Origin of the sequence: Streptococcus oralis (genome assembly GCF_004127215.1) — a bacterium.
Taxonomy (GTDB): Bacteria; Bacillota; Bacilli; order Lactobacillales; family Streptococcaceae; genus Streptococcus; species Streptococcus oralis_BD.
This window is the reverse complement of record NZ_QEWJ01000015.1, coordinates 19,081-34,377: the sequence shown is the minus strand read 5'-3', so window position 1 is coordinate 34,377 and position 15,297 is coordinate 19,081. Positions and strand designations below refer to the sequence as shown.

At 42.4% G+C, this 15,297-nt stretch carries 15 protein-coding genes and 1 riboswitch; of the genes, 10 read left to right on the top strand and 5 right to left on the bottom strand.

Annotation, left to right across the window (positions count from 1 at the left end):
- Positions 1-95, top strand: a 95-nt coding sequence (locus DF216_RS09665) for an IS3 family transposase (RefSeq protein WP_164979035.1), incomplete at its 5' end; no start/stop codon positions are given.
- Positions 96-164: 69 nt separating this feature from the next.
- Here the strand turns inward: DF216_RS09665 and DF216_RS09660 are convergent.
- From DF216_RS09660 to DF216_RS09645, 4 genes are all read right to left on the bottom strand, one after another.
- A complete protein-coding gene (locus DF216_RS09660; RefSeq protein WP_000166112.1) occupies positions 165-428 on the bottom strand; it encodes a SemiSWEET family transporter in 264 nt (87 codons plus the stop codon).
- A 105-nt stretch (positions 429-533) separates the two neighbouring features.
- Positions 534-1,568 carry a S66 family peptidase gene (locus tag DF216_RS09655; RefSeq protein ID WP_129326715.1) on the bottom strand — a complete coding sequence of 345 codons (1,035 nt, stop codon included), beginning with the start codon at positions 1,566-1,568 and terminating at the stop codon, positions 534-536.
- A 140-nt stretch (positions 1,569-1,708) separates the two neighbouring features.
- Positions 1,709-2,386, bottom strand: a complete 678-nt coding sequence (locus tag DF216_RS09650) for a DUF1129 domain-containing protein (protein ID WP_129326714.1) — start codon at positions 2,384-2,386, stop codon at positions 1,709-1,711.
- 11 nt (positions 2,387-2,397) lie between these two features.
- Complete coding sequence (locus DF216_RS09645; RefSeq protein WP_129326713.1) at positions 2,398-3,342, bottom strand: magnesium transporter CorA family protein; 945 nt, start codon at positions 3,340-3,342, stop codon at positions 2,398-2,400.
- Positions 3,343-3,478: 136 nt separating this feature from the next.
- Here DF216_RS09645 and uvrA point away from each other — a divergent pair, with 136 nt between their 5' ends.
- Positions 3,479-6,304, top strand: coding sequence for an excinuclease ABC subunit UvrA (gene uvrA / locus DF216_RS09640; protein ID WP_129326712.1), 2,826 nt, complete (start codon positions 3,479-3,481; stop codon positions 6,302-6,304).
- A gap of 37 nt (positions 6,305-6,341) precedes the next feature.
- On the opposite strand, the gene DF216_RS09635 is transcribed toward uvrA, so the two are convergent.
- Positions 6,342-7,097, bottom strand: coding sequence for a hypothetical protein (locus tag DF216_RS09635; protein WP_001043928.1), 756 nt, complete (start codon positions 7,095-7,097; stop codon positions 6,342-6,344).
- Between the two features lie 146 nt (positions 7,098-7,243).
- On the opposite strand from DF216_RS09635, the gene DF216_RS09630 reads away from it, so the two are divergent.
- The 8 genes from DF216_RS09630 to DF216_RS09590 all read left to right on the top strand — a co-directional run bounded on the left by DF216_RS09630 (position 7,244) and on the right by DF216_RS09590 (position 15,236).
- Positions 7,244-8,308, top strand: a complete 1,065-nt coding sequence (locus tag DF216_RS09630) for a M24 family metallopeptidase (RefSeq protein ID WP_125827339.1) — start codon at positions 7,244-7,246, stop codon at positions 8,306-8,308.
- A 53-nt stretch (positions 8,309-8,361) separates the two neighbouring features.
- Positions 8,362-8,513: riboswitch (M-box (ykoK) riboswitch) on the top strand.
- Between the two features lie 195 nt (positions 8,514-8,708).
- A complete protein-coding gene (gene mgtA, locus DF216_RS09625; protein WP_125827338.1) occupies positions 8,709-11,369 on the top strand; it encodes a magnesium-translocating P-type ATPase in 2,661 nt (886 codons plus the stop codon).
- Positions 11,370-11,503: 134 nt separating this feature from the next.
- Positions 11,504-11,902, top strand: a complete 399-nt coding sequence (gene spx, locus DF216_RS09615) for a transcriptional regulator Spx (RefSeq protein ID WP_061418394.1) — start codon at positions 11,504-11,506, stop codon at positions 11,900-11,902.
- A 62-nt stretch (positions 11,903-11,964) separates the two neighbouring features.
- The gene (locus DF216_RS09610) at positions 11,965-12,534 is read left to right on the top strand and encodes an SP0191 family lipoprotein (RefSeq protein WP_061453943.1); all 570 of its coding nucleotides are present in this window, start codon (positions 11,965-11,967) and stop codon (positions 12,532-12,534) included.
- An 86-nt stretch (positions 12,535-12,620) separates the two neighbouring features.
- Positions 12,621-12,887: an IreB family regulatory phosphoprotein gene (locus DF216_RS09605; RefSeq protein WP_000507060.1), complete on the top strand. Its 267-nt coding sequence runs from the start codon at positions 12,621-12,623 to the stop codon at positions 12,885-12,887.
- Positions 12,888-12,890: 3 nt separating this feature from the next.
- Positions 12,891-13,310, top strand: coding sequence for a Holliday junction resolvase RuvX (gene ruvX, locus DF216_RS09600; protein WP_061453944.1), 420 nt, complete (start codon positions 12,891-12,893; stop codon positions 13,308-13,310).
- Positions 13,311-13,325: 15 nt separating this feature from the next.
- Complete coding sequence (locus tag DF216_RS09595) at positions 13,326-13,631, top strand: DUF1292 domain-containing protein (protein WP_061453945.1); 306 nt, start codon at positions 13,326-13,328, stop codon at positions 13,629-13,631.
- 354 nt (positions 13,632-13,985) lie between these two features.
- Positions 13,986-15,236, top strand: coding sequence for a bifunctional folylpolyglutamate synthase/dihydrofolate synthase (locus DF216_RS09590; protein ID WP_129326711.1), 1,251 nt, complete (start codon positions 13,986-13,988; stop codon positions 15,234-15,236).
- The last annotated feature ends 61 nt before the right edge of the window (positions 15,237-15,297 follow it).

The window sequence follows — 15,297 nt, the reverse complement described above, 5'->3', positions numbered from 1 at the left end:
TTGTGGACTACATTGATTACTACAACAATAAACGAATTAAGATAAAACTAAAAGGACTCAGTCCTGTGCAATACAGAACTAAATCCTTCGGATAAATTAATTGTCTAACTTTTTGGGGTCAGTACAAAATTCCTCTCAGCTTTTTGATTATATGCTAGTAATTTTTATAGTGCAGTAAGAAATGTCAGTCCACCTAAGACAACGCCAGCTGAGTTTGGAATAATTAGTATCCAATCCTTCTTAGGCTCTTTTGTCCATCCGTAAATAACCCAAATTAAACAAGATACTGCTGCGGATAAAGGCTGGAATGGTTGAGCTTTGTTGCCTTGTAAATTGGCAAAAATTTGTGGGATGTAGGCGATAAATACAATAATCCCGATAAAAGCCCCGATTGAACCGACAATTTGATTTATTTTTTGTTTAGTCATATACACCTCCTTCAAAAGGATATCATAGAAATAAGCAAAATGCAATAAATTCAGACACAAATTGTAACGAAAATCAATACCAAAGCACAAAAATGGAGAAATTGTTTATTTTTTGTTATAGTCAAAGCGAATGACTTGCTCTTTTGCATCCACATAAGCATGGACGCCAAAGGGCACTATGGCTCTTGGTGTGGCATGCCCAACGTTTAGATTATAGACAATCGGGATATTGCTATCAATGATGTCTATTAGCGCCTCCTTATAGTCGTCATAGAAGGTTTCATCCATAGGTTTCCCGACCAAAAGCCCACTGATGACCTCAAATACCCCAGTTTCTTTCAAAGCCTGCAACATTCTTTTGAAGTCTTCCGGTTCAGGCTTTTCTTCGCTTGTTTCTAGTAAGAGAATCTTTCCTTCCCAGTCGGGTAAGTCAGGGAAGAGTTTGTACTCTTGGCAGAGAACTGTGCTGTCTGCATATCGAGAATTGTCAAAGATATCGTAGAGAGACTCAAGGCAACCACCGAGGATTTCCCCCTCAAACTGAGCATTTCCTTGTAACAAGTCAAAACCTGTATTTACATGACTGACCCGAGCTGTTCCTAGAGCATTGGGACTAAAGTCAGTTCGTTCCTCGAACCAAACATTGCTAGGGCGGATTTCTGAAATTCTTCCAGTCTCAATCAATTCTTTAAAGTAGTGAAGGCTATAGGGCAACATCTCCTTGTCTAATTCACAAATGTCTGCTAGAAAGGATTGCCCATAAAAAGTTTTGACCCCTAGTTTGTGCAACATGAGATGATTGATGGTTGTATCCGAGAAGCCAAGAAAAATCTTTTGTTTGATAACCTTTTTGAGTTGGTCATTGTCAAAAAGGTAAGGTAGCAAGCGATAGGTATCGTCTCCACCGATGGCACAGAGGATCATGTCGATGCTATCGTCCGAAAAAGCCTGCATCAAATCCTCTGCACGCGCCTCAGGATGGTCCTTGATAAAGTCTAAGCCTTTTTGCGAATGAGGCAAAAAGATAGGATTGATTCCCAGGTCCTTGAGACGTTGGACACCCAGCTCCACTTCGTGTTTGACAAAGTCTTCACCGATAATGCCACTAGACAAGCTCACGATACCAATAGTAGAAACCATATCTCATCCTCCTAGAAATTGATTGTGCCTATTTTATCATAAAAGGTGAGAGAAAACTATAGGGATTAGGGGCAGAAGTTCTATTGGATATCAAGAAAGCAAGAAAAAAGCAACCGCTGGTGCAGTTGCTTATCTATTTCTTAATAACGTGATGGGCCTGCACTTGCGCTTCGGATATTGAAACGTTTCTTGAGATAGAAGCGAAGGGCGAGAAGGGCTGCTCCTAGGACCGCCAAAGGCAGTGGAGCAAGGATTGGATTGAGAGCTGCTGGTAGGAAGCTTGTTGCGAAGAAGACAGCCAACCAGAGAACCATAGCAGCTAGGATGACGAGGATGGATTTCCAGAATGGAGGGCGCTGGCTACGATCTGTGTCTGGTCCATAGTACTGGTAGACAAAGTAGTACATCAAGTAGAAGGCCACTCCTCCAACAAGTCCAACCAACAAGAGGGTAATTAAACCATAGCCAATGGCCTGATCTGTAGAGAAGAACGTAGTCAGAGCGCTAACCAAAGCAAAGAGACTGGTGATAAAAAGGGCTGAGTCCATAATCATGAGTTTTGGATCATCATTTTCTTTTGGGTGTTCCTTTTCATATTGTTCCTTCAAAGTGAAATTATGAGCCCATTGAGTTGGTGCCCCGTAAAGGGTACGAGCAGGCACTCCCTTTGATTGTTCTTTAAGAATCTCTGGGATAATTTCGTTGAAAATAGCATCAATTTCAGCATCTGTTTTGCCATCTTTAAGAAACTGTTGCGTGGCAACATGAATAAAATGTTTGTTTTTCTTAGTTAGTTTTTGTAGATCGATCTGAGACATAGGGATTCCTCTTAGAACCATTTTTTATGGATGAGATAGAGAGTGAGTGAAACACTCATAGCAAAGGCGATAAAGACGATTAACCAGAAGGCGTGAGGCTCACCGTTTAGAGGGATTTCATTATCTTTAAAGTTCATTCCGTAGGCTGAGAAAATCATGGTTGGGATAGACATGACGATGGTCACGAGAGCCAGGGTCTTCATGATGTTGTTCTGGTTGTTAGAAATGATGGAGGCAAAGGTCTCTGTCATAGAGTGAAGGACGTTTCCATAAATATCTGCCATCTCAATGGCCTGTTGGGTTTCAATCAGGGTGTCCTCAAGTAGGTCTTCGTCCTCTAAGTATTTTTTGATATTGCTGGTTGCGCTGGTCAATTTCTTAATCACGCGCTCATTTGTCTTAAGCGAGGCCTTGAAATAGACGATGGTCTTTTCCAATTCCATGAGTTCGATCAACTCTTCGTTTCGAGTAGATTTGTGAAGTTGACTTTCGATCTGGTCACTCTTACGGTCAATCGAACGGAGGGCTGTCAGGTAAAGTTCAGCGTTGCGGTAGAGAATCTGGAAGATAAAACGTGAACGCATAAAGGTGTAGAAGTTGCGCAGTCTACGGTTGATAAAGACATCGAGAACAGGGAGGGATTCCAAGCAAGTAGTGATAATGGTTTCCTCTGTGATGATAATCCCTAGCGGAATCGTTACGTAGTAGGTACGATTGTTTCTTTCCTCTGTGATAGGAACGTCCACGATGATCAAAGTATACTCATCTTCAATGGTGATACGGGACATTTCTTCCGCATCGAGCGGTGCTCGGAGGTCGGCAATGTCAATATCAAAGGCGTTGGCGATTTCCAGTGATTCATTTTGTGTAGGATTGACGAGGTTGATCCAAGTACCCGGTTCAAGCGTGTCGATCTCTTTAAATTCAGTTGTTGTAGAGAGAAAAACTTGTTTCATATACCCTATCCTTTCCTACTATTCAGTGTTTGGTTTTTTGCACCGTACTATTATACTATAAAAACAGATTTTTGGGTAATAGAATTTCACATTTTTTGGTATAATGGAAAGCAATAATGGACTAGAAAGAACAAAGATGCAAGATAAAATTGTGATTCATGGGGCGCGTGCCCATAACCTAAAAAATATTGATGTGGAGATTCCGCGAGACAAGCTGGTCGTCGTAACGGGCTTATCAGGTTCTGGGAAATCCAGTCTAGCTTTTGATACCCTTTATGCGGAGGGGCAGCGTCGTTATGTAGAGAGCTTGTCAGCCTACGCTCGTCAGTTCTTGGGTAACATGGAAAAACCAGATGTAGATGCCATTGACGGTCTCAGCCCAGCTATTTCCATCGACCAAAAAACGACTAGCAAAAACCCTCGCTCGACGGTGGGAACTACGACTGAGATCAATGACTATCTGCGCCTCCTCTACGCACGTGTGGGGACACCTTACTGTATCAATGGACACGGGGCTATCAAGGCTTCTTCTGTTGAGCAAATCGTTGATAAGGTCTTAGAATTGCCAGAACGCCAACGTTTGCAGATTTTGGCCCCTGTCATCCGCAAGAAAAAAGGTCAACACAAGAGTGTCATTGAAAAGATTCAGAAAGATGGCTATGTTCGTGTCCGTGTGGACGGGGAGGTCTATGATGTAACCGAAGTGCCAGAGTTGTCTAAGAGCAAGCAACATAATATCGATGTTGTGGTCGACCGTATCGTCATCAAGGAGGGCATTCGTAGCCGTCTCTTCGACTCAATCGAGGCTGCCCTTCGTATCGCAGAAGGCTATGTGATTATCGACACCATGGACGATTCTGAGTTGCTCTTCTCTGAGCACTATGCCTGTCCAGTTTGTGGTTTTACCGTACCAGAGTTAGAGCCTCGTCTCTTCTCCTTCAATGCGCCTTTTGGATCATGTAGCGAGTGTGATGGTTTGGGCATCAAGTTGGAGGTGGATATCGACTTAGTGGTGCCAGATACCAGCAAGACACTTCGTGAAGGTGCACTTGCGCCTTGGAATCCTATCTCATCTAACTACTATCCTAACATGCTAGAACAAGCCATGACAGCCTTTGGAGTGGATATGGATAAGCCCTTTGAGGACTTGTCAGAAGAAGATAAGAACTTGATTCTCTACGGCTCGGATGGCAAAGAATTTCATTTCCACTATGAAAATGAATTTGGCGGTGTACGGGATATTGACATTCCTTTTGAGGGAGTTGTCAATAATATCAAACGTCGTTACCATGAGACTAACAGTGACTACACGCGCACCCAGATGCGTCTCTACATGAATGAGTTGACCTGCGGAACTTGCCATGGCTACCGTCTCAATGACCAGGCCTTGTCTGTCCGTGTGGGTGGCGAGAAAGGGCCACATATCGGTGAAATCTCAGACCTGTCTATCGCAGACCATTTGGAGTTGGTGAGTCAGCTGACCTTGTCTGAAAATGAAGCCATCATCGCCCGTCCCATTCTCAAGGAAATCAAGGATCGTTTGACTTTCCTTAATAACGTGGGTCTCAACTATCTGACCCTATCTCGTTCAGCAGGAACCCTTTCGGGTGGGGAGAGTCAGCGTATTCGCTTGGCTACCCAGATTGGTTCCAACCTCTCAGGAGTCCTCTATATTTTGGACGAACCATCGATTGGTCTTCACCAAAGGGACAATGACCGTCTCATTGCCAGTCTGAAAAAGATGCGTGACTTGGGCAATACTCTCATCGTGGTGGAACACGACGAAGATACCATGCGCGAGGCGGATTATCTGATTGACGTTGGTCCCGGTGCCGGTGTCTTTGGTGGAGAAATCGTCGCTGCAGGGACACCCAAGCAGGTGTCTCGCAACAGCAAGTCCATCACAGGTCAGTACTTGTCAGGCAAACGCGCCATTCCAGTACCGGCTGAGCGCCGTGTAGGAAATGGCCGCTTTATCGAGGTGACAGGAGCGCGTGAGAACAATTTGCAAAATATCACTGCTCGCTTCCCACTAGGGAAATTCATCGCAGTGACGGGGGTGTCAGGTTCAGGGAAATCGACCTTAATCAACAGCATCCTCAAAAAAGCAATCGCTCAAAAACTTAACCGCAATTCAGACAAACCTGGTAAGTTTAAAACGATTACAGGGATTGAGCATGTGGATCGTCTGATTGATATTGACCAGAGCCCAATCGGACGAACACCGAGGTCCAATCCGGCTACCTATACAGGTGTCTTTGATGACATCCGTGACCTCTTTGCCCAGACAAATGAAGCTAAGATTCGAGGCTATAAAAAGGGCCGTTTTAGTTTCAACGTCAAGGGTGGTCGCTGTGAAGCCTGCTCAGGTGACGGGATTATCAAGATTGAGATGCACTTCTTGCCAGATGTATACGTGGCTTGTGAAGTCTGCCACGGAACCCGCTACAACAGTGAAACCCTAGAAGTTCACTATAAGGAAAAGAATATCTCGCAAGTCTTGGACATGACCGTTAACGATGCAGTGGAATTCTTCCAACACATTCCTAAGATTCAACGCAAACTCCAGACCATCAAGGATGTGGGGTTGGGCTATGTAACGCTAGGACAACCAGCTACGACCCTGTCAGGGGGAGAAGCCCAGCGTATGAAGTTGGCTAGTGAACTCCACAAACGCTCAACAGGTAAGTCATTCTATATTCTGGATGAGCCGACGACAGGACTTCATACGGAGGATATCGCTCGCTTGCTCAAGGTCTTGGCTCGCTTTGTAGACGATGGCAATACAGTACTTGTCATTGAGCACAATCTAGATGTTATCAAGACTGCAGACCATATCATCGACTTGGGACCTGAGGGTGGTGTCGGTGGTGGTACGATTATTGCTACTGGTACACCAGAGGAAGTTGCTACAAACTCTGCTAGCTATACTGGCCAGTATCTAAAAGGAAAGTTAAAATAAGATTTAAAAGGCTCTGCTTTTTTAGGCAGAGTCTTTTTTATAATAAATTACGAATTTTTTCTTTTATAAATGGGTTAAGAGAATAGTATTTATCCAGATATTCTAGGAGTGCTTGAGCAGACTCAGAAATGCGTTCGTAACCTTGCAAAAAGTGAGGCAATTGCTTGGCTTCCTTTGGATAACCTTCTTCAAATCGTCTGTTGGTATTAAAGATATCTATAAAATTAGATTTAGAAGTTGTTTCCAAACTGATTAGTTCAGTCCAAAGCTTGACGGATCTGTTTTGGATCAAATCATAAGCAGCTAATTTTTCGCCTCGCTGATAGCGACCTAGCCCTAAATATAGATTACATGAAATTTCTCCCAACAGCCATTCACGGTCTCTGTTTTCTTTTGATGGCAGTCTTTGTGGCTGACAGATTGTTTCATCAAAACCGATCTCCTTCCAGATAATCTTGCCTTCAGAGAAGGGAATGTTTACTAGTTCATGAGCTTCAAAGACAGCAAATTCACAAAAAACATCATCTTCAAATAGAACTTTATGTCCGTCCACTGTATTTTGGTAGTGAAACGCAATTGGTTCGAGCTTACTTAACCAGGTTAGGTCTTGGATATAGGTCTGCTTGTAGCCATCTTTTACAATAACAAAGAAGTCTAAATCTGAGTACTGATCCAATCGTTCTCTTTCTGTTCCGCAAGAACCAAGTGCCAGCAAAGCTAGTGCTTGTTTCGAATCTTTTAGAGACTGACCAATCTCATCTAGTCTTTGTAACAGTAATTCAGTTTTATTCATATCGTTACCTCATTCTTTCTTGGTTAACAAAAATTATACATTAAGCGCTTTCAAAAGTCAATTTTATCTAATCCTAACTATATAGATTGTATTATTTTCGATATTTTTTTGCTATAATAAATTAAATCATTTACGGAGGTTCTCTCATGTTATCAAGAGTTGAAAAATTTGAAGTAGCTTTAAAACAGACAGAGTGTGATGCTGTCTTAGTAACTAATCTGAAGAATATTTACTATCTGACTGGTTTCAGTGGAACAGAAGCGACAGTTTTTATCAGCAAGTCGCGTCGGATTTTTCTGACGGATTCTCGTTATACCTTGATTGCCAAGGGCGTAGTTCAAGGATTTGATATTGTTGAAACGCGTGATGCAGTTGGTGAGATTGCTAAAATTATAGCGGACGATAATCTCCAAAAAATCGGTTTTGACGATGAAATTTCCTATGCTTACTTCAAGATGCTGGAAAGTGTGTTTGCTGGTCATGAGTTGGTTCCGATGACAGGCTTTATCGAAAATCTGCGCATGATCAAGGATGAGCAAGAAATCGCGACTATTCGCAAGGCTTGCCAGATTTCTGACCAAGCCTTCCTAGACGTGCTGGACTTTATTAAGCCTGGTCAGACGACAGAGCAGGCTGTCATGAACTTTTTAGATGCCCGTATGCGCCAGCTAGGTGCTTCAGGAGCTTCCTTTGACTTTATCATCGCTTCGGGTTACCGCTCTGCTATGCCACATGGCGTGGCTAGTGACAAGGTCATCCAAAAGGGTGAAACCCTGACCATGGACTTTGGTTGCTACTACAACCACTATGTCAGCGATATGACGCGGACTGTTCATGTGGGGCAGGTGACAGATGAAGAGCGGGAGATTTATGATATTGTCCTGCGCAGCAATCAAGCCCTGATTGACCAGGCTAAGGCGGGGCTAGGTTTCCGCGACTTTGACAAAATTCCTCGTGATATTATCGTAGAAGCAGGCTATGGCGACTACTTTACCCATGGTATCGGGCACGGTATCGGACTTGATATCCATGAGGAACCCTACTTTAGCCAAACTTCCAAAGAAGTCATTAAATCTGGTATGGTCTTGACTGATGAACCGGGTATCTATATTGAAGGTAAATACGGGGTTCGTATTGAAGATGATATCCTGATTACAGATAACGGTTGTGAGTTATTGACACTTGCTCCAAAAGAATTGATTGTTATCTAAAAAATGAGATAAATCATTGACTTTTATATTTTAAAGGTTTATACTGATAGACGAAAACGGTAGGTGAGGCTACCATAGGGATACGGATGACTACCGCAAAGCAGTGGAGACACTACTCGTTGGTCAACAGTCCTGGTCGCGAAGGCCAAGACTAAGCTCATTTCATTGCCCTATGGAGTTAAAGCTTGAACGAAAAAACAGATAATTAGTTTTTTAATCCTGCCATTTTATGGCAGGATTTTCTACTGTTTTAGAACAGGGAAAGGAGACAGACGATGCAAATTGACGATCACCCAGAACCGCACATACACAGCCAATCGCTGATTTGTGTCGCTCTGCCCTTATAAAGCGATTGGTCTCTGTGTATGAAACACATCATTCATACAGATAGGAGAAACCAATGAAAACTACAAAAGAAAGATTAGCAACAGCTATTCACACACCTCTAAAAGAAACTCTATCTTTTTACAAGACAAGTCTAACAGGCTTGACTGAGGAGCAGGTTGAGAAAAATCGTGACCTATATGGTGAAAACACCATCACCAAGGGTCAAGAAGACAGTATCCTCAAAAAGATTTACGAATCTATTATCAATCCATTTACCATCATCCTGCTGGTCATTGCAATGATTTCCATGGTGACCAATGTCTGGTTGGCGAAACCTGGACAAGAGGATCCGACAACCTCTATCATCATCGTCGTTCTCGTTTTAATATCTGGTGGCATACGCTTTGTTCAAGAATTACGGAGCGACAAAGCTGCGACCAACCTTTCAAAAATGATTGTGAATACAGCTACGGTTATTCGTGAAGGCCAGAGTTTAGAGGTCGCGATTGAAGATTTGGTTGTTGGAGATATGGTCAAGTTGAGTGCAGGGGATATGATTCCAGCAGACCTCCTTTTGATTGAATCGCGCGATTTCTTTGTCCAACAGTCAGGCTTAACAGGCGAAAGTGATTCAGTTGAAAAACTAGCCTTGTCAAAAATGAATCAGTCAAATTTTGATAGTCTGCTAGAAGCAGAAGCGCTTGCTTTCATGGGAACTAACGTGATATCAGGAAGTGCCAAGGCTTTGATTCTAGCGGTCGGTGATGACACTATGATGGGAGAAATCGAGCAGACCCTCAATACCTATGATGAGCCGACCTCTTTTGAGCGGGAGATGAACAGCATCTCCTGGCTCTTAATTCGTTTGATGTTAGTTATGGTCCCCATCGTATTTCTTTCCAACGGTTTGACAGATGGAGATTGGTTAGAAGCTGGCGTATTTGCCTTGAGTGTGGGCGTCGGGCTCACACCTGAGATGCTTCCCATGATTATCACGGCCAGTCTAGCTAAAGGCTCCATTATCATGGCAAAGGAAAAAGTCGTTATTAAAAAGCTCAATGCCATTCAAGATTTAGGTGCTATTGATATCCTGTGTACGGATAAAACAGGAACCCTTACCCAAGACGAAATTGTCCTTGAATATCCATTGGATATACATGGAGATTTGGATTTGTCTGTGTTGAGACGAGCCTACCTCAATTCCTATTTTCAAACGGGATTGAAAAACTTGATGGACCGTGCCATTATCAGTAGAACTGAAAAAGAAGCTAAAGAACACGCTATTCTACAAAATTTGGATACTAGCTTCCAAAAAATCGATGAACTTCCATTTGACTTTGAACGCAGACGGATGAGTGTCATCGTCAAGGATGAAAACGAAGTTGTTAGTTTGGTAACCAAGGGTGCCTTAGAGGAAATGCTTGCGATTTCAACCCAGGTGGAATATCAAGATCAGATTAGCCCTCTGACGGATGATATCCGAGTGGAAATTTTAAAAGAAGTAGACCAACTCAATCAACAGGGCTTGCGAGTCTTGGGAGTTGCCTATAAAACAGGCCTCAAAGAAGGTTTTGCTTACTCTGTTGAAGATGAAAAAGAGATGATTCTAACAGGATATCTTGCCTTCTTAGACCCACCAAAACCATCAGCAGCACCTGCTATTCAAGCTTTGTTAGAGCACGGTGTTCAAACCAAGATTCTGACGGGGGATAATGAGAAGGTAACCCAAGCAGTATGTGAAAAAGTTGGTTTAGATGTTGATCAAATCTTGTTGGGTTCTGATATTGATGCTATGTCGGACAAAGAGTTGGCCCAAGCAGTCGAGAAGGTAACCGTCTTTGCCAAACTCTCTCCTGATCAAAAAGCACGAATCATCTTACAAATCAAATCCAACGGACATTGTGTCGGCTATATGGGGGATGGGATCAATGATGCCCCTTCTATGAAAGTAGCAGATGTGGGGATTTCTGTTGACACAGCAGTAGATATTGCCAAAGAAACCGCTGATGTCATTTTGCTAGATAAAGATTTGATGGTGCTTGAAAAAGGTCTGGTTGAAGGGCGCAAAGTCTATGCCAACATGACCAAATATATCAAGATGACAGTCAGCTCTAATTTCGGAAACATTCTGTCCCTACTGGTGTCTGGTATCTTTTTGCCTTTCCTTCCCATGGCCCCCATTCACTTGATTGTGTTAAACCTAGTTTACGACCTTTCTTGTATCGCCTTGCCATTTGATAATGTGGATGAAGACTTTTTGAAGCATCCTCATAAATGGGAAGCTCAGTCCATTACTCGTTTTATGATTTGGATGGGGCCAATTTCTTCTGCCTTTGATATTTTGACTTTTATCTTGCTCTATTTTGTCATTGTTCCAATGGCGACAGGTCAAGCCTATGTTCATGGAGCAGAGTCGGCAACTAGTTTTATCATTTTGTTCCAGACAGGTTGGTTCATTGAATCTATGTGGTCCCAAACCATGGTCATCCATATGCTTCGTTCAGCAAAACTTCCTTTCTTACAAAGTCGTCCGTCATGGTTTGTTCTTGGGACAACCTTGCTAGCAGCCAGTTTTGTGACTTTCCTTCCCTACTCTTCAATCGCCGGCATCCTTCGTTTAATCCCTTTGAAACCAATTTATTTCCTTTTTTTGCTCTTGATAATCGTTCTCTATATGATCAGTGTTACAGTAGTGAAACGAATGTATATCAAAAAATTTAAAAGTTGGCTATAAATTGATTTTGTCAAGGAAAAAGTACGAAAATCGCGAAAAAAGTTAAATTTTTTTAAAAATAGGTCGCAAGTCGGATGTTTTTTATGGTATAATAGACTAAACTGATAGTAACATGTAGCGAAAGGGGTAGGTACATGATTAAAATTTATACAGTCTCCAGTTGTACCAGCTGTAAAAAAGCAAAGACCTGGCTCAATGCCCACCAGTTAAGTTATAAAGAACAAAATCTTGGCAAAGAAGGAATTACGAGAGAAGAATTACTTGATATTCTGACAAAGACAGAAAATGGAATTGCTAGTATTGTGTCATCAAAAAACCGCTATGCGAAAGCTTTGGGAGTTGACATCGAAGATTTGAGTGTCAATGAAGTGCTCAACTTAATCATGGAAACACCGCGGATTCTAAAAAGCCCGATTCTTGTGGATGAGAAGCGCCTGCAAGTCGGCTATAAAGAGGATGATATCCGTGCTTTCTTACCACGCTCTGTCCGTAATGTAGAAAATGCAGAGGCACGTTTGCGTGCAGCTCTATAAACATCAAGGCTGGGGTATCTCCTAGCCTTGTTCATTTTTATCTAAAAATCATGTGAGGAAATATGAAAAAAATAGTAATCAGTGCGTTTGCCCTCCTTTTTTTACTTGTTGGTTGTGGTCAAAAGAAGGGAACAACTGCTGCTTCAACAACGTCGTCAGAAGAACTCCAGTCTACCCTGCCAGTTCTAGATAATGCCGAGAAGAACACGGTTGTAACCAAGACCTTACTTCTCCCTGAGTCAGAAGGGGGCGTTAAGCAAACTCAAACAATTACTTATAGAGGGAAGCAATTTCTAAAATTGGTTATCCGGCAGACACGGCCCTTAAGTGAGGAGTTGAAATCCTTTATCGCTGATCACGGTCTTGAAGCTACAAAGAAAGCCTTCGCGGAAGCCGAGGAGAAAGATGAAAGTCTCCAAGAAGCACGTAAGTTAGAAGGTTTTACGGTTGAAACTCAGCTAATCAGCGAGACAGAGATGGAAACTACGACGACTTATGATTTTCAAATTTTAGATGTCAAAAAGGCGGCGCAAGTAGAATATCTAAAGAATATTGGCTTAGAGACTCTTTTGAAAAATGAACCAAGCCAATATATCGAAGATAGAATAGCAAATGGAGCGACAGAACAATAGAAAATCCAAATAAATAGACGGACTTAATTGTGGAACGTAAGGAAATATGCTATAATAGTACTATTCTAAGGAAAGAGGGTGTTAGAATGGGATTTACTGAAGAAACTGTACGTTTTAAATTGGATGATTCCAATAAGAAGGAAATTAGTGAAACGTTGACAGACGTCTATGCTTCTCTGAATGAAAAAGGCTACAATCCGATCAATCAGATTGTGGGTTATGTATTGAGTGGAGACCCTGCCTACGTTCCTCGATACAACAATGCGCGAAATCAAATCCGTAAGTACGAGCGTGATGAAATTGTTGAAGAATTGGTGCGCTATTACCTTAAAGGACAAGGAGTCGATCTATAATCTATGAGAATTATGGGATTGGACGTTGGTTCAAAAACGGTAGGCGTTGCCATTAGTGACCCACTAGGTTTTACAGCTCAGGGCCTTGAAATTATCCAAATCAATGAGGAACAGGGTCAGTTTGGTTTTGACCGCATCAAGGAATTGGTCGAGAGCTATAAGGTGGAACGCTTTGTAGTGGGCTTGCCTAAAAATATGAATAATACCAGCGGTCCACGGGTAGAAGCCAGTCAAGCCTACGGAGCAAAACTAGAAGAGATTTTTGGTTTACCAGTAGACTATCAAGATGAGCGCCTGACCACAGTTGCAGCCGAGCGTATGCTGATTGAGCAGGCAGACATCAGTCGCAACAAGCGAAAAAAAGTCATTGATAAATTAGCTGCCCAGCTGATTTTGCAAAATTATTTAGATAGAAAATTTTAAGACAGAGGAGAAACTATGTCACACGATCATAACCATAACCACGAAGAACGTGAATTGATTACACTAGTAGATGACCAAGGTAATGAAACCTTGTTTGAAATCCTTTTGACAATTGACGGTAAGGAAGAATTTGGTAAAAACTATGTCCTTCTAGTGCCAGTTAATGCAGAAGAAGACGAAAATGGTGAAGTTGAGATTCAAGCATACTCATTCAATGAAAATGAAGACGGAACAGAGGGCGAATTGCAACCAATTCCAGAAGACTCAGAAGACGAATGGAATATGATTGAAGAAGTTTTCAACACCTATATGGAGGAGTAAAGACATCCAGTGGATGTTTTTAGCCCTGCGCTAGAAATTAGAAACGCAGGTAATCTCAGAGACCGTATCAGCCCAATTCCCAGAAATTGGAGAGAGTTGGAACATCCAGCGGACGTTTTTGGTCCAGCCCCTTGAAATAAGAGAGAACTGGTATGTTCAGTGAACATTTTTACGCTTGCGCTAGAAATAAAAGTCGCAAGTAAGTCTAGTGGACATTTTTAGTCCACGTTGAAATTTATAGTAGCTAGTGATTAGCTAACCAGGTAAGAGGTCGGGATTTTTGTCTCGACCTCGCTTTTTATTTGCAGTCATACTTTGGTGCGATAGTTGATTGGATTTTTGTTAAGGAGATATATGTTTGAAGTAGAAGAATGGCTCCATAGTCGAATTGGTTTAAACTTTAGATCTGGACTTGGACGAATACAGCAAGCAGTGGATTTGCTAGGGAATCCTGAGAAGAGTTATCCCATTATCCATGTAACAGGAACTAACGGCAAGGGGTCAACTATTGCCTTCATGAGAGAATTGTTTGTAGCTCATGGTAAAAAAGTTGGCACCTTTACCTCTCCTCATATCATCAGCATCCATGATCGAATCTGTATCAATGGGCAACCGATCGCAGATGAAGACTTTATCCGTATAGCGAACCAAGTCAAGGAGATGGAAAAAGCTCTTTTGGAGACACATGATCAATTGTCTTTCTTTGAACTGTTGACCTTGATTGCTTTGGCCTATTTTAGAGAGAAAGGCGTGGACTTAGTCCTGTTAGAAGTGGGGATTGGTGGTCTGCTTGACACCACGAATGTTGTAACAGGAGAAATTGCAGTTATTACTTCCATTGGCCTAGATCACCAGGAGACCTTGGGTGACAATCTGGAGGAAATAGCAGAGCAGAAGGCTGGTATCTTCAAGGTCGGAAAGAAGGCGGTCATTGCCAAGCTTGCTCCAGAAGCGGAACTTGTCTGTCAAAAGAGAGCAAGAGTGTTAGACGTAGACCTTTATCAAGCTGGGCAAGACTTCACCTTGAATGCTGGGGATTTTTCAAGTAGCCTAGCAAGATTTTCCCAGCTTGAAATCGGTTTGGAAGGTGCCTATCAGCGAGAAAATGCCTCCTTGGCCTTACAAAGCTTTCTACTTTTTATGGCGTCAAGAGAGGAAAGGGTCGATGAACAGCTTGTGAGACAGGCCTTGCAAGAAACTCACTGGGCAGGTCGATTGGAACGGATTCGCCCGCAAATCTACCTAGATGGGGCTCACAATCTTCCAGCCTTAACCCGTTTGGTAGAGTTTATCCAAGAGAAAATCCAACAAGGCTATCAAGTCCGTATCCTTTTTGGTGCCCTTAAACGCAAAGATTATCAAGGGATGTTAGGTTATCTATCTGAGCAGTTGCCTCAGGTGGAACTTAAGGTGACAGGTTTTGACTACCAAGGTTCTTTGGATGAGAAGGATGTGGCAGGTTACGATTTGATTCCTTCCTATGGCGATTTTATCAGAGAATTTGAAGAAAAGGCCAATGATCAGGACCTGCTTTTCGTGACGGGTTCTCTCTACTTTATCTCGGAAGTTCGAGCGAGTTTGCTAGGAAGCGATGGGGCTAGTTGACCTTCTAGACTTAAGTTGTTATACTTGAGGTAGGAGGTACATCTGGAAACTGATTCAGCAA

What these genes read in the sequence shown, in the direction of transcription:
- DF216_RS09660 (WP_000166112.1), bottom strand. Translation starts at nt 428, where the DNA reads ATGACTAAACAAAAAATAAATCAAATTGTCGGTTCAATCGGGGCTTTT.
- DF216_RS09655 (WP_129326715.1), bottom strand. Translation starts at nt 1,568, where the DNA reads ATGGTTTCTACTATTGGTATCGTGAGCTTGTCTAGTGGCATTATCGGT.
- DF216_RS09650 (WP_129326714.1), bottom strand. Translation starts at nt 2,386, where the DNA reads ATGTCTCAGATCGATCTACAAAAACTAACTAAGAAAAACAAACATTTT.
- DF216_RS09645 (WP_129326713.1), bottom strand. Translation starts at nt 3,342, where the DNA reads ATGAAACAAGTTTTTCTCTCTACAACAACTGAATTTAAAGAGATCGAC.
- uvrA (WP_129326712.1), top strand. Translation starts at nt 3,479, where the DNA reads ATGCAAGATAAAATTGTGATTCATGGGGCGCGTGCCCATAACCTAAAA.
- DF216_RS09635 (WP_001043928.1), bottom strand. Translation starts at nt 7,097, where the DNA reads ATGAATAAAACTGAATTACTGTTACAAAGACTAGATGAGATTGGTCAG.
- DF216_RS09630 (WP_125827339.1), top strand. Translation starts at nt 7,244, where the DNA reads ATGTTATCAAGAGTTGAAAAATTTGAAGTAGCTTTAAAACAGACAGAG.
- mgtA (WP_125827338.1), top strand. Translation starts at nt 8,709, where the DNA reads ATGAAAACTACAAAAGAAAGATTAGCAACAGCTATTCACACACCTCTA.
- spx (WP_061418394.1), top strand. Translation starts at nt 11,504, where the DNA reads ATGATTAAAATTTATACAGTCTCCAGTTGTACCAGCTGTAAAAAAGCA.
- DF216_RS09610 (WP_061453943.1), top strand. Translation starts at nt 11,965, where the DNA reads ATGAAAAAAATAGTAATCAGTGCGTTTGCCCTCCTTTTTTTACTTGTT.
- DF216_RS09605 (WP_000507060.1), top strand. Translation starts at nt 12,621, where the DNA reads ATGGGATTTACTGAAGAAACTGTACGTTTTAAATTGGATGATTCCAAT.
- ruvX (WP_061453944.1), top strand. Translation starts at nt 12,891, where the DNA reads ATGAGAATTATGGGATTGGACGTTGGTTCAAAAACGGTAGGCGTTGCC.
- DF216_RS09595 (WP_061453945.1), top strand. Translation starts at nt 13,326, where the DNA reads ATGTCACACGATCATAACCATAACCACGAAGAACGTGAATTGATTACA.
- DF216_RS09590 (WP_129326711.1), top strand. Translation starts at nt 13,986, where the DNA reads ATGTTTGAAGTAGAAGAATGGCTCCATAGTCGAATTGGTTTAAACTTT.